The organism is Allobaculum sp. JKK-2023, assembly GCF_034745455.1.
GTDB lineage: Bacteria > Bacillota_I > Bacilli_A > Erysipelotrichales > Erysipelotrichaceae > Allobaculum.
The window spans coordinates 3,261,696-3,275,311 of sequence record NZ_JAYERV010000003.1; the positions used below are offsets into that span (position 1 = coordinate 3,261,696).

At 43.9% G+C, this 13,616-nt stretch carries 10 protein-coding genes, 1 tRNA gene and 1 pseudogene; 8 read left to right on the forward strand and 4 right to left on the reverse strand.

What is annotated here, in order from left to right:
- Window positions 1-833 precede the first annotated feature (833 nt).
- Both U4956_RS13150 and U4956_RS13155 read left to right on the forward strand, forming a co-directional pair.
- Window positions 834-1,382, forward strand: a pseudogene (locus U4956_RS13150) (IS607 family transposase); the annotation flags it as partial.
- A 220-nt stretch (window positions 1,383-1,602) separates the two neighbouring features.
- Window positions 1,603-3,330: a zinc ribbon domain-containing protein gene (locus U4956_RS13155; RefSeq protein ID WP_323091140.1), complete on the forward strand. Its 1,728-nt coding sequence runs from the start codon at window positions 1,603-1,605 to the stop codon at window positions 3,328-3,330.
- A gap of 454 nt (window positions 3,331-3,784) precedes the next feature.
- Here U4956_RS13155 and U4956_RS13160 read toward each other — a convergent pair.
- Window positions 3,785-3,860, reverse strand: a tRNA-Lys gene (locus tag U4956_RS13160).
- 392 nt (window positions 3,861-4,252) lie between these two features.
- On the opposite strand from U4956_RS13160, the gene U4956_RS13165 reads away from it, so the two are divergent.
- Both U4956_RS13165 and U4956_RS13170 read left to right on the forward strand, forming a co-directional pair.
- Window positions 4,253-5,341 (forward strand): DUF871 domain-containing protein, encoded by a 1,089-nt coding sequence (locus U4956_RS13165; protein ID WP_323091141.1) that lies wholly within the window; start codon window positions 4,253-4,255, stop codon window positions 5,339-5,341.
- A 231-nt stretch (window positions 5,342-5,572) separates the two neighbouring features.
- A complete protein-coding gene (locus tag U4956_RS13170; protein WP_323091142.1) occupies window positions 5,573-6,106 on the forward strand; it encodes an NUDIX hydrolase in 534 nt (177 codons plus the stop codon).
- Here the strand turns inward: U4956_RS13170 and U4956_RS13175 are convergent.
- From U4956_RS13175 to U4956_RS13185, 3 genes are all read right to left on the reverse strand, one after another.
- Window positions 6,103-6,429: a hypothetical protein gene (locus U4956_RS13175; RefSeq protein WP_323091143.1), complete on the reverse strand. Its 327-nt coding sequence runs from the start codon at window positions 6,427-6,429 to the stop codon at window positions 6,103-6,105. The two genes, U4956_RS13170 and U4956_RS13175, sit on opposite strands and share 4 nt — an antisense overlap.
- A gap of 305 nt (window positions 6,430-6,734) precedes the next feature.
- A complete protein-coding gene (locus U4956_RS13180; protein ID WP_323091144.1) occupies window positions 6,735-8,093 on the reverse strand; it encodes an MATE family efflux transporter in 1,359 nt (452 codons plus the stop codon).
- A gap of 719 nt (window positions 8,094-8,812) precedes the next feature.
- Window positions 8,813-10,126 carry an ISL3 family transposase gene (locus U4956_RS13185; RefSeq protein ID WP_323091145.1) on the reverse strand — a complete coding sequence of 438 codons (1,314 nt, stop codon included), beginning with the start codon at window positions 10,124-10,126 and terminating at the stop codon, window positions 8,813-8,815.
- A gap of 803 nt (window positions 10,127-10,929) precedes the next feature.
- On the opposite strand from U4956_RS13185, the gene infC reads away from it, so the two are divergent.
- The 4 genes from infC to U4956_RS13205 all read left to right on the forward strand — a co-directional run bounded on the left by infC (window position 10,930) and on the right by U4956_RS13205 (window position 13,411).
- Window positions 10,930-11,517: a translation initiation factor IF-3 gene (gene infC / locus U4956_RS13190; RefSeq protein ID WP_323091146.1), complete on the forward strand. Its 588-nt coding sequence runs from the start codon at window positions 10,930-10,932 to the stop codon at window positions 11,515-11,517.
- A 23-nt stretch (window positions 11,518-11,540) separates the two neighbouring features.
- Window positions 11,541-11,735, forward strand: coding sequence for a 50S ribosomal protein L35 (rpmI, locus tag U4956_RS13195; protein WP_323091147.1), 195 nt, complete (start codon window positions 11,541-11,543; stop codon window positions 11,733-11,735).
- 18 nt (window positions 11,736-11,753) lie between these two features.
- Window positions 11,754-12,113 (forward strand): 50S ribosomal protein L20, encoded by a 360-nt coding sequence (gene rplT / locus U4956_RS13200; protein ID WP_323091148.1) that lies wholly within the window; start codon window positions 11,754-11,756, stop codon window positions 12,111-12,113.
- Window positions 12,114-12,637: 524 nt separating this feature from the next.
- A complete protein-coding gene (locus tag U4956_RS13205; protein WP_323091149.1) occupies window positions 12,638-13,411 on the forward strand; it encodes a BlaI/MecI/CopY family transcriptional regulator in 774 nt (257 codons plus the stop codon).
- Window positions 13,412-13,616 lie beyond the last annotated feature (205 nt).

Consider the following 13,616-nt stretch of genomic DNA (forward strand, 5'->3'; position numbering starts at 1 on the left):
AAGCCTGAAATTGCGAATGCTGGATCTGCGATCCTGTTATTGTTTATTTTAAGCGAAATGAAAATCAAAATCGCTTAATTCCAGTTTCTCCCTTCAAGAATACCTGAGATTGAAAGAGTTAGCTGAAACTGAAAAAATGAAAATCGTATTGTCTGAAAAATTGCAACAAAACTGACAAGAAAACAGAGAAAAATATAAACCGAAATGTTTTATAAAATGCTATCCGCTCTGACAAAAGTCAATGAAGAACCTGCTTGCCGGAAATTCAAAAGGCAACGGTCTTCAGTCAGTATTCATTCCTTTGAAGGATAGAGAATCCGATCTGGGCAAGGCGGGGGATTGCATGGGATCTGGTGAGACGGGATTTAACAGTTGGATAAATAAGGCAATTTTAAAATAATAAGGGCTAAATGATTGAAATTCCGTTATCGGCTCATCCTCCATTTTTCACCTGTCCACTATTCTTTGCATGTCCATCGTCACCAACATGTCCTTTTTTATCAAGCTAGGCGAATACGCCACGGCGTGCCATGGGGATGAAAGCCCTCTGAAAGATGCTTTTGAGATTCAATAATGGATAAGATGCGACCGACAAAAGCGCTAAAAGCAATTTTTGTCTGTTATATATGAACGTTTACGCCTGAAATCAACATTTTAGAGTTTGTTATGATCATTAATTGCGAACGTTTTTAGTCAACCTGACCATGAAAGGGACATTTGTCAGGCCCATCTGGATAAATAAAATAAATGCGTTTCCGGTCTTTTTATTGCGCATTTTTTGCGTCTGATGTACAATAAATATAGAAATAGAAAGCGCGTAGGTCTGCCAGTATTTTGGAGTTACCAGACATACTTTGTACAGAATGATCAAAACTGATAACCTGCCTTATCATCTTTCTATTGGCGGCCATTATATGTTTGATTCTGAAGAGCTGGATGTCTATCTTGGGAAGACTCCAGAAAAGTCGCAAAGAACCGCCATTGGTTATTGCCGTTTTTCTACAAAGAAAAGAATGGCGGACCTGGAAAGGCAGGCAGATGTTGTTGAGATCTATATGCAGAAGCAGGGCTGGCAATACCAGATTATTGAGGATATTGGATCTGGAATGAATTACAAAAAGCCAGGTCTGCTTAAACTGATAGATCTGCTTATAAACAGAAAAGTCAGCCACATTGTCATTACCCACAAAGACCGCCTGCTGCGTTTCGGCTTTGAACTGGTTGAATATCTTGCCAAAAAGATGGAGACAGAAATTGTAATCATCAATCAGGGAGAAGAACGAAACAGTGCGCAGGAACTCACAGATGACCTGATTGCCATCATTACTGTTTTTTCTGGCCGCTTATATGGTTCATGCAGCAACAAGAATAAGGGATCTTGAGCAATGTTTGTTCCGAATAGTTTGTTTCACAATTTTGAAAAATTTCATAAGTAATCTGCCCAATAGACATAGGAGTGATTTCTATATCAACGAGTCATTAATGGAAGATTGAAAATTTTCATAATCACTTGAAAGCAAAGTCTTAGAACAAACATCGCACAAGATCCGAATAAGAAAATAATTGAAGAAACCAGGAAACTGCTCAAGGAGGACAAGGAAGATGAGTCGATCGAAAAAAACAATTCAGATGGTGTCCGTCAGACTGGACAAAAACCAGAGCAGACAGGCAGATAACTTATTTCTCGCCTGGAGAGAAACCTATAACCTTCTTGCTCCTTTTGGCTGTTCCATTGAGTTGATGGGAAAGTCCTGGAAAAAGTGCCGGGACCAAATCCGCGCTGAAAAACGACAGCTTCTTAAAGATACGACCAATCACGTAGCTAAATTGACGGGTATTTCTTTTCCAAAGGGAATGCTTCCTTCATGGCTCTGGACATGTGCTATGCAGTCTATCATCACAAACCGTAAATCCATGGAGGAAGAGATCATCCGCCGTATCAAGGATGAACTCTATACGAAGTACAAGATGAATGCCCAGGAAGCCTCAGTTGTATTTTATGTGGTCAAGACGCCTTCGCTGTTTAAACCAATCATTCGAAATCATCGGTTTGAACCTCTGGAGATTTCCAATAAAGATATCGCTGGCCGCCTGAAAAAATGCGATCCTGTCAGAATCCACCGGCTTCTCACTCATGCGGCAAGAAGGTATCGACAGTACCATAAACCAGTTCATACCAACAAAGGCAGCTGGATGAAAATTGACAAAAACGGTTATACAATCCGTCATGAAGAGAATACAACAATCATTCAGCTGATGGGGTTAGGAAAACAGGAGCCATTTGAAGTCAAACTCCGGGGGATTTTCTATACATCCAAAAAAGAAAAGACCAGAGGCAACCTTACTGTGCTCTATGACCGTGAAAAAAACCGTCTGGTTTTTCAGAGACTTGTCGAAGTAAGAAACCATCCTTCCAAGTCAGAGAAGAACGTTGGCGTAGATGCTGGAATTACTTCTTTGCTCAGCACTTCCAATAATATTTTGTCTGCTGAACTTAAAAAGAAGAAAACTGAAGATAAAAAACAGGCGTTGCGCAAAAACAAGAGCAAGGCGGCTGAAACCTTAGACCAAAGAACTTACAAAGAATGCTTTTATCCTGCTTCTGATTTTCTGAGTGCCCGAGGAGTTCAGAGAAACCGAATGCGGGATCGAAGAAAAAATCTTTTAAAGCGGGCTGACCTGGAGAAGTTTGCATCTAAAAAACCGGATCTTTCCCCTCAGGAAAAGAAAGCCTGCGAAGAACGGACATACTCGCTTTTGCGCAAGGCAGAAAGGATCAGAAAGAACAATATCCGCGGTAGAAAGTCCTTTGCCCGCCAGTCCAGAAAGATCCAGGCCCACCTGGAATGCCTGATCAACGAAGAAATTGCTTTGGTCCTGAAGACAGACCAGAATATCGGCCATATTGTAATGGAAGATCTGGATATCCGAGGGGCGGCCAGCAAGTATAAGCGAATGAACCGCCTGCTTTCGGAATGGATGTATGGTGTCCTGCAGGAGAGAATCGAATATAAAGCCGGCCTGAAGGAGATCGGAGTCTCGTATGTCAACCAGGCCTACAGTTCCCAGTACTGCCACATCTGCGGAGCAAAGGTTATCCGCGACAAATCAGCTCATGAAAAGGCGTTTTGTCCTGTGCACAAAGAAATGAACGCCGATATCAATGCGGCGTCCAATCTTGTATGGATTTATGAGAATCATCCGGAAATCACCAAATGGACTCCCCGAGAGAGCATTAAGAAGCTTTATGAAGAGAGAATCGAGCAGTTAAAGAATCAGCAGGAAACAAAACAAGAAGTAAAACAAGTAACCAGTCAAGTAACACCATAACTCCCTAACTAACTAACCAAGTAAACAAATGAATAGACAGCCATAATGACTGTCCGAGCTTTCATCAAGCCCGGCCGGAGCTGTTTTGTGAAATCTTCGGGTTTCTTAAAACTCAGGCCTGTACCGCGCCGGACGGGCTTTGAGGGGGACCAATTCTGCGAGATTGGGGTATGCCCCTTAAAATTACAAGCTGTACTTTCCCCGGAAAGTGCGGTGCGTAAAGCGGGACTTAGATAAGATTGAAGATTCAGAGTGGAGTCCAAAAGACAAGGCTTTGGATCACCATTCAATTTAACCCTTCGACCGCCGGCTAATGCCGAACACTGTTCGCAGACAGGGATGAGTACATTTTATCCCTCCAAGGACAAATTCTACTCATTTATTGAAGGGACCAGAGGCAGGCATAAAAAAACCACGACTATATCAAGATACAAGTCGTGGTGTTGTGTTCTACTGGTGGATCCTTAGGGATTCGAACCCTAGACCCACTGATTAAGAGTCAGTTGCTCTGCCAACTGAGCTAAGGATCCAGTAACTGCCTCACTATATTAGCACAGTCACAATGAAATTCAAGCCGAAATTCATAGTTTTTTGTGCGGATACAAAGAGCAGTCCAGGCAAGCCGCGACTTGCCTTGCGACTCAGTTATTCTAGCAGAACTTCTTCAAAAGATGCAAGTTATTGCGCCTGACTTTTTGAAGCCGAATTCCTGAGACAGATCAGATTCAAGAAGGAAAGAGGGACCAGAATTAAAAAAGATCAGAAAGACAAAGAAGAGCCTGAAAAAAGATGGTGACAGGCAAAAAGACGAAGAAGAGGAATGATTTCCTCAGATGCGGAAAAAGTCTATCTTGTCGGAAAAGAAGAGGATGCTATAGTCAAAATAACGAACATTCAGAACAAAACTGAATGAGGAGGACACATGGCCCGTTTAGGAATTTCCGTTTACCCGGAACACGATTCAATGGAAAATATCAAGGCATATATTAATCTTGCCAGCAAGTATGGCTTCTCCCGGATCTTCTCCTGCCTGCTTTCCGTTGAAGGAAAAACCAAAGAACAACTGATTGAAGAATTCCGCGATCTCAATGACTTCGCCCACGAAAAAGGCATGGAAGTTTTTCTGGACATCGCTCCTTATGTCCTGAAAAGACTTGGCGTAGAGTGGAACGATCTGCAGTTTTTCAAAGATATGCATGCCGACGGTATCCGTCTGGACGAAGGATTTACCGGTATGGAAGAATCGCTGATGACGACCAACCCGCAAGGTTTGAAAATCGAACTGAACGCCAGCCCGCTCAATGATTACATCGACAATGTCTGCAGTCACCATCCCGACCGTGCACACTTAACTACCTGCCACAATTTCTATCCAATGCGCTACTCTGGTCTGTCTCTGGATCATTTCCGCAAATGCAACGAGAAAATCAAAGCCCAAAATCTGCCAATCGCAGCCTTTATCGGCTCCAGCAATCCAGATGCTTTTGGTCCCTGGCCAGTCAAAGAAGGTCTGGTTACTTTAGAAGACCACCGCGATCTGCCCCTTGACGCCCAGGCAAGACTGCTGATTGCGGAAGGCAATGTGGACGATATCCTGATTGCCAACTGCTATCCAACCGAAGAAGAACTCAAAGAACTCTCCAAACTTCAGCCAGGTATTCTGAACATTAAGCCGGTTCTTGAAAAAGAACTGACCGAAGTAGAACGCAAGATTCTTTATGAACATCCACACTATGTACGTGGTGATATGTCTGAGTACAGCGCCCGTTCGACCATGCCGCGCATCACATTCGCCAACGAAAGCATTGCGCCAGCGAACAACCGTCCAATCAAACGTGGGGATCTGATCATCTTCAACGATGGCTATGGCCGCTATAAAGGCGAGCTGCATGTGGTTTTAAAAGACATGCCAGCAGATGAGCGTAAAAATGTCATTGGTCATATCCCGCCAGAAGAAATGCACCTGCTCGATGCCCTGAAGCCATTTGCACCATTCAAGGTCATCGAATAAATTGAGCCAGAAAATCCATTCACGATTAAAAGAGTCCGAAAAACCGGACTCTTTTTTATCAGACAAACCGTAGTGATGACCAAGTCTAGGTGAAGAAAGTTTCCAGCATTCCTTACCTGGCTTACAATGACAGTCAGATCATTGAAGGATTCAAAAAAATCAGACAGAACATGATTGCCAGATTCCCTGAAAATCACGAATCCGACGATCAAGAAGATGGAGGAACTGAACATGGTTGTAACAACGCTTGGCTATATCTGCCATCAGGATGAAGTACTGATGCTGCACCGCGTAAAGAAGAAGCACGATATCAACCAGGATAAGTGGATCGGGATTGGCGGCAAGCTCGAAAATGGAGAAACCGTACTGGCCTGTATGAAGCGCGAGTGCAGGGAAGAAACCGGCCTGGACTGGAAAGATCCAACGCTCAGGGCCATCATCACGTTTAATTTTCGGAAAAATCCAGAAGACGAACTGTTTTCTGAGCTGATGTTTCTGTATACGGGCACCGATTATGAAGGCAGTCTGGCAGACTGTCCAGAAGGGGACCTGGTCTGGAAAAACTGGCAGCAGATCCGTGAGCTGAATCTATGGAAAGGGGATCTGATTTTTCTTTACTACATGCAGACCTCTATACCGTTGTTCTATATGGAACTCAACTATCTGGCAGACAAACTGGTTTCGGCCACACTCAATGACAAACCGGTTGATCTGAGCGATCCAAGATGGAACGTACCAGATTGCGATGAGTTGGCAGAAGCTTAAGATCCACAAGAGATATGAAAACAGGTGGACCTGCTTTGAACAGAATCACCTGCTGACTGCTGGAATAGAGGATTTTTCTTTTCCAGTTTTTCAGTAACTCCAAAATCAGAGGTAAAAACCAAAAGTATAGAAGAATCAAATCTTTTGTGGGTGGGAAGAATCAGAGGAGGCAGTGAAAAGTCAAGAGCTTTCAGATTAAAGACGACTGGATCGCCAGGAAGGGCACGTTTGCGGGCAAGAAAGAGAATGTACCGTTGAAAAAGATGGAGACAAACAACTTTTTCAGAGGAATAAGTTGAATACAAAATACTTTTTTGATTCATAAGCCAGATTTATATCTGATTTTGTACGGAATGGCGGAGGCCCTCGAAGAACCTTAAGCGGTTGAAGAATAATGAGGCTGAGTGAGAAGGCGGAATGGAGAAATGAATTCCTTCATGGCCGGACTTTTCTGCGGCCAGAAAGAATAAAGCGCCCTCCTTAAGAATGCAGATTTCAAATCTGTCTTTTGGGAAGGCGTTTTGGTTAAGGTGGATTTGTTTTCTGGATTGCAGAACCTGAATTTACTCTTCAGGGAGAGCTTTGAACTTCAAAGAAAGCCAGATGGGATCGTGGATGGCACTGGAATCTAAGCCGGTGTCACCAGGGAATCCTGTTTCTTTTTGAGTTTTTTAATCGTGATCTGATAGACCAGCATCAACATAAGCATGGCTGAAATCCAGGCCGAGCTTTCCGCAAACAGGATGCCGGTAAAGCCAAATATCGAGGGCAGCCACAAAACGAAGACAAGACGAGAAGTAAACTCGAGAATTCCTGAAACCATCGGCCATAAGGTATCTCCCATGGACTGTAACGAACAGCGATAGACCCATAGCCCGCCTAAGAAGACCATAAAGATGGACAGAACCTGCAGGCAGTGGGTCGCAATGGCTACAGCTTCCAGATCTTCACTTCCCATCATCATGTGCATGAGTGACTGCCCAAAGAGCAGACATAAGGCTGCCGCACCCAGGTTCATCGCCAGCACGATGCCGTTGGCAGCCCGGACCCCATGGACGATTCGATCGATTTTTCCGGCGCCAAGGTTCTGGCCGGCATACGTTCCCGCCGCAAAGCCGAAGGTTGAAGAGATTTGTTCAAGAATGACAATGACTTTGCTGGCTGCAGCATAACCAGCGACGTAGAGCGAACCAAAGCCATTGATAGCCACCTGTAAAATCATGACGCCTACTGCGGTAATGGAGTTCATGATTGCCACAGGAAGGGAGAGCTTTGTCGAACGCAGAAACATTTTTCCATCCCACTTCCAGTCACCACGATGCAGGTCCAGCCACTCAATCCGGCGAAGGCAGACAAAGCAATACCCGGCTGAGAAAACCTGGGCAATGACGGTCGCCCACGCTGCTCCCGCAACTCCCATCCCAAAGGTAATCACAAACAGGACATCCAGAATCGTGTTGACAAAAAAGGCGATAACCATCGCAATTAATGGATGTCTAGAATCGCCAAGAGCGCGCAGGATGCCCGAAAAGAAATTGTAGGCTGTACTAGCAATACTGCCGATAAAGATGATTTGAATATATAAAGTTGCCTGCTCGAGAATCTGGGCAGGGGTATTCATCCAGGCCAGCAAAGACCTTGCTTTCAATACGGAAATGGCAGTCAGAACCACGACGCCGCCAAGACAGAGCAGCCCAGACATTGTGATTGCCCGCTTTAAAGAGTGGTGATCTCTGGCTCCAAAGTATTGAGCACTGAGAATCGAAACGCCCTGGGTGAGACCGATGATAAAACCCAGGACCAGAAAGTTGATGGATCCGGTTGCGCCGACGGCAGCGAGGGCAGTCAGCCCGGCCCCGCGGCCCACGACAACTGTATCTACAAAATTGTACAGCTGCTGCAGAACATTGCCAAACAACAGTGGCAGACCAAAACGCAAGATAAGCTTACCGGGGGATCCTTGCGTCATATCCATTGTTTTTTCCATAGTTATTCCTTGTATTCCTTTCAGTTATTCCTTGTATTCCTTTCTTTTTCTTCTGGTCGTAACCTGATATTGAATCTGGAGGACAAACTGGGTAAATCCTGTTTGCGATTCAGATTAGATTTTGATAAGCAGGCCTATTTTATCAGGGCAATTTGCTGAACCTAAGAAGAATCAGGAACCTGTCAAAACTTCTGAATTTCAAAACTTGAACCGTTTACATTTTTCCAAATGGACTGTATTCGGCGTGGATGGTGAGTGCGGCCAGAGCACTGATGAAAATATACACAGAATCGATCGTGGACAGATCCACAGAACAAAGAAACACCATGACAATTTTCAAGGTCAGAATGATACCATGCTGGCCATGATTCGCTATTTGCAGATTTAGAATTTGAGACTTATTTTCAATTGAAAACAATGGACAGAAAGGTTCAATCTCTCTGAGATTTGATTTCAATCATATTCATGAGGCTATTGCACTTCAGGTGGGTAACACTGATAAAAACACCCTTTGAACGGTCGCTGTCCCTTCCTTCTGTCGCCTCGCTCGCAAGACTGGCTTTTCACAGGTTCTGGGAGCCCGCAAGGGGTTTAAGCTTGCGTCCCCTTGCGGGCTCTCAGGTTCTGTGAAATGATCAGGCGCGAGTGAGGTGACAGAAGGAAGGGCCCCCTTCAATCTTCTAGAGCCGAGCGAGCGCCCCACCGGCGAGGTGACCACCCTAGTCGAAGTCAACATCTGCGCTGTACGCCGGGCGAAGATTTCTTCCAACGTTTGAACAGACCAGCTTGATCATGTCGATGAGATTGTCAGTATTCCCGAATCCATACGATCTGCGGATGATCAGCTTGATTTTGTTATTCAGAGCTTCAATCCTGGCCTTCGATAAACCGTATTCCATTGTGTTCAATATGGAATAGCGATGACGGCGAATCTTTTTATTCAGTTCGACGAATTCAGGAATTCGACACCGGCAGGCCCAGGAAAGCCATTTTTTCAGTGCTCCTTCTACTCCTTCAGGGGTGTGGAAAATCATTCTGAGAGACTCCTTCAGCTGATAGCCGCGAAACAGTTTTGGATAGACTTTCTGAATCTGTTCCAGGCTGGCCTTCTGGTAGTCTGTCAGGTTTTCCGGATTTTTACCCAGAGGATATTTTGAATGCTTCAGCGCCTTGGATTCCTTGGCCTGTGGTTCTTCCCCTTTTTTAGGGCGGCCAGCTTTCCGTTTAGGTAGAGTCTTTTCTGCTTCATAGGCTTCTCTCCAGATGCGGCGGCGCATCTTATCCATAGCATCAAGAGCCCATGTGACAACGTGATACGGATCAATGCAGAAAACAGCCTGAGGAGCATATTTACTGACTGTGTTTTTAATCCATCTGGCACCATCACCACTGACCATCTTGATTTTAGAGGCAGCTTCTGGGCCAATTTCGATAAAGAACTTCTCAAGGACGCTGCTTCCAAAGCCATCATGGACCCAGATGATTTCTCCAGTCTTGTGGTTCACGACTGTTGTAAGGTAGGTATGTCCCTTTTTATGGCTTGTTTCATCAACCCCAATAGCTTCGAGATTTTCATACTTCGCTTTGGGGTCTTTCTCCTTAGCTTTCTGAACACGGGAAACGATGGATCCGACAGTTCTCCAGTTGATTCTCATCTGCTCACAGACGAGCTTTTTAGACTGATGAACAGTGAGGTAGGCGACCTGCTGCTCAAACTTCTTGGTGAACCGGGACTGATGCCAGGCCCAGGTAACCTCTTCAGTTACGACACCGTGCTCAGGGTATTTTACCCGGTGAACATCGCTGACCAGGATAACTTTTTTAGTTCCCATGTCGAGAGCGCGCCAATGCCGCTTCTGGGTTTTTGAATCATATCCAGGAGCATGTTTATGACAATGGGGACAGATTCCCCGGAGCTTTTTATGAAGCTGAATGTAGATGTATAAAGTGTCGCCATCAGTGTTTTCTTCAACTTTTGAGATGGTAACCCCCTTGAGGTTTTGAGTATTTTTGATAAGCTGATTGTGGGTCATGTGTTTTTTGTATCCTTTCTGTGTTGGAAGCTAAAGGATAACACATGTCCTTTTTCATATCTACGCTTTATTTAAGGGGATTGCCATCAATCGAAAAAAGAGGGCGTCCCCTTTTTTCGATCTGAAAGCCCACCTAAAGTACAATAGAGCCATATTCATAGTCCATTTTCTCCTTTATAGTGTCTGTTTTCTGATAGCCTGGCTGAGAGTATATGTCTTGTTGATTTAGTTTTTACCGGCTGGGTCTGCGAAGACTGGACTATATTTATAATGACTGCTGGGTCTGTTTTATTTAAACCGTACTATGTGGTGATTTCAAGTTTGGATGGATGTGGATTTGGAGACAGACTGAATTCAGGAAACTCTGCTGCTGTTTATTTTATCGGTTCAATAAATTCTTTCTGCGCTTTGGTGGAGATAGATGGAGGATATCGGACAGGGACAGAAGGAAGTAACGTATGGCGATAATGAAATAGAAATATTGGAGCAGCTCAGGCAAGACCGGGATCTGAGTCAAACAGGACAGGAAGATACAGCCCGGAACGCTGACTAAAGAGAAAAGCAGGAATATCCTTGTGAAAAATAGGATATTTCTGTCAAAATAAGGAAAAATGTCGAAATGGGCATTAAAGTTTGACACAACTGAGTCAATTGAGTATGATGACTCGGTAAGAAATGGAAAGAAGAAGCACCCCTTCTCACCTGATGTATTTGAGATACATGGGTTCGATGCCATTCGAATTCCAATCGATTCGAAAACGGTATACGACGGGTGCGCTCTGCGCCCATTTTTTTATGGATTCATGAAAGGAAGGTATTCAATTATCAATAACCGAAAAGTTGTCCCTAACAATGTCAACGATGATCTCTATAATGAAAAAATCCCGTTTCGGGAAGTCCTGGTCATCGATGCCAATGGAAAACAATTAGGAGTTAAATCCAGAAATGAGGCTCTGGACATTGCGTACAGACAGAATCTGGATCTGCTTTGTGTGGCTCCTAAAGCTCGTCCGGCTGTCTGCAAAGTCCTCAACTATGGTAAATACCACTTTGAACAGCAGAAAAAAGAAAAGGAAGCAAAGCGTAAACAGCACACAGTTGAGCTGAAATCGCTCCGTCTTTCTCCTGTAGTGGATACGCATGATTTTGAAACCAAGCTCCGCCAGGTTCGTAAATGGATTGAGCAGGGCATGAAAGTCAAAATTGATATGCGATTCCGCGGACGTATGATGACGCGTCAGGATGTTGGCCGTCAGATTATGAACGACTTTCTCGAGCAGGTAAAGGATATCGCAGTGGTGGAAAAGAAACCGTCACTCGAAGGCAATGTAATGTCCATTGTCCTTGCACCGCAGAAAAAGAAACAGGCACCAGCGCCTGATAAGAACTGAACCATAAAGAAGGAGAAATTCACATGCCAAAAATGAAAAGCCACAGAGGTCTGGCAAAACGTGTTAAGAAAACCGGATCCGGAAAACTGAAAAGACATCACGCTTATACTTCTCATCGTTTCCATGGGAAGACAAAAGACCAGAGACGCCACCTGGCCAAATCTGGAATTGTTGACCACAGCGACTATAAAAGAATCAAAGACATGCTTGTGAAATAAGAGGAGGATTAAGAGAATATGCCAAGAGTAAAAGGTGGAGTAGTCTCCCGCAGAAGAAGAAAAAAAGTCTTAAAACTTGCCAAAGGTTACTTTGGAAGTAAACATACCCTGTACAAAACTGCTAATGAGCAGGTTATGCACAGCTTTAAATATGCATACAATGACCGTCGTAAACTGAAAGGCAATATGCGTAAAATCTGGATTGCACGTATCAACGCTGCAGCCCGCATGAACGATATTTCCTATTCCAGACTCATGCACGGTCTGAAACTGGCTAACATCGATATCAACCGTAAGATGTTATCCGAAATGGCTATCCATGATGCTGCTGGCTTCACAAAAATCGTTGATGAAGCAAAAGCCGCTCTCGCGAAGTAAGTTTCAATGGACACTTCAGGTCTCAGGTTCTGATTGATCAGAATCTGGGACCTTTTTTTGTCTGATGAAATCTGCCAAAAGAAAGCAAAGAGAATAAAGCAAAAAGAAGCTGGAAACCGATTCGATCGAGACCTCAGGTTAAAAACACTCTGGTTTTTCAGAAGGAACCGTATATTGACGATAAATAAAGGACTAACTCTGAAAATTATGAATATATCAGTTTGATGATATCTAAATAAGTAGCGTGCATCCTGTAATTTGAATATTAGGATGCCATCTTCCTGTCAGCCTGCTGTTTCGATGATACCATGATAGTCAATTGACGTAAGTGTAATTTTTAATTAAAACATAAAATTATGTATAAATCAGAATCAAAGATCACATATCTGAAATAAAAGCATAAATAGTCATAAAACAATAAAAATGTAAGAACAAAATGAAGGCCTTAATTGGACTTCTATCCTGATGAATAGTAATGTAAGCGAAACAGTACCCTGACAACGGGATGGAGAGGTGCCAATTGGATGTTACGTGAATTAAAAGGCAACGAATTCAAAATCATGCTCACACTATGGGATTTTAAGGAACCGGCAGCCATTTCAGACTTGCAGGGGCATTACAAGGAGATTTTTCCGGGCCAGGAACTTAACCGCAATACAGCCAATAATATCCTGACAAGACTTGTAAACAAAGGCATTGTCGAGCTGCGCGGCTTTGGCTATTTTAAAAATGCGATTACAAGAGTTTACAGCCCAAAGTTAACCAAAGAAGAGTACTTCGCGTATTTTTTTGGTGAAGATGTAGAGAAGAGAAGTTTTATTCAGTATCTGTTTGGCCTGATCAAAGATAAAGATGAGTGCCAGAAAGTGATCGATGCCTTAACTGGCCAGTATGGATCGGCAGACTCTTCTCCTGTCATTGGATCTTCATCTCTGTCAAAACCAAAACCAGCTTTGAGTGAATCAGAACCAGCTTCCAGAAAGAAGAATGTAAAGGTTCTAAAGACTGTCGACTATCCGTCTGTCCTTCAAAAATCGAATCCGTCTGGACAAAAAAACATGATGGTCGCTGAAGCGGGATCTTCGTATCAGCCAGCCTCAAAACCAAAAGCTTCCAAAATCACCTCCAAAGAGATTGTCCTTCAGTCTGAAGGTCTCGATCCGAATCGGCGTAAAACCTGGCAGGAAAAAATAGGCCGGATCATGAAGGATGAACCACAGAATCCAGATCGCAACTCCATCAAAGAAGCCAAGGATCAGGGGAATGGAGCAGGCAGCAAGAGTAGAGAACAGGAGTAGAAAACTGGATGAAACTGCGAAACCACGAAATCAGGGAACAGAATACAAAGCGGGACAGTCAGAAAATGATTTCGCAAAAGGAAGAAGAATTCATCTCTGGTTTTGAATGAGATTAAACAGTTCACATTTGATGAGCCGCCCTGTTTATGACTGGTCCAATTTGCGTGAAAAGGCCAAAGAAAAGGGACTGAAAATTGTAAGCAGA

Excerpts from the sequence above, each read along its gene's own strand:
- U4956_RS13155 (WP_323091140.1), top strand. The coding sequence starts at position 1,603 with ATGAGTCGATCGAAAAAAACAATTCAGATGGTGTCCGTCAGACTGGAC.
- U4956_RS13170 (WP_323091142.1), top strand. The coding sequence starts at position 5,573 with ATGGTTGTAACAACGCTTGGCTATATCTGCCATCAGGATGAAGTACTG.
- rplT (WP_323091148.1), top strand. The coding sequence starts at position 11,754 with ATGCCAAGAGTAAAAGGTGGAGTAGTCTCCCGCAGAAGAAGAAAAAAA.
- rpmI (WP_323091147.1), top strand. The coding sequence starts at position 11,541 with ATGCCAAAAATGAAAAGCCACAGAGGTCTGGCAAAACGTGTTAAGAAA.
- U4956_RS13180 (WP_323091144.1), bottom strand. The coding sequence starts at position 8,093 with ATGGAAAAAACAATGGATATGACGCAAGGATCCCCCGGTAAGCTTATC.
- U4956_RS13205 (WP_323091149.1), top strand. The coding sequence starts at position 12,638 with ATGTTACGTGAATTAAAAGGCAACGAATTCAAAATCATGCTCACACTA.
- U4956_RS13185 (WP_323091145.1), bottom strand. The coding sequence starts at position 10,126 with ATGACCCACAATCAGCTTATCAAAAATACTCAAAACCTCAAGGGGGTT.
- U4956_RS13175 (WP_323091143.1), bottom strand. The coding sequence starts at position 6,429 with ATGAATCAAAAAAGTATTTTGTATTCAACTTATTCCTCTGAAAAAGTT.
- U4956_RS13165 (WP_323091141.1), top strand. The coding sequence starts at position 4,253 with ATGGCCCGTTTAGGAATTTCCGTTTACCCGGAACACGATTCAATGGAA.
- infC (WP_323091146.1), top strand. The coding sequence starts at position 10,930 with ATGAAAGGAAGGTATTCAATTATCAATAACCGAAAAGTTGTCCCTAAC.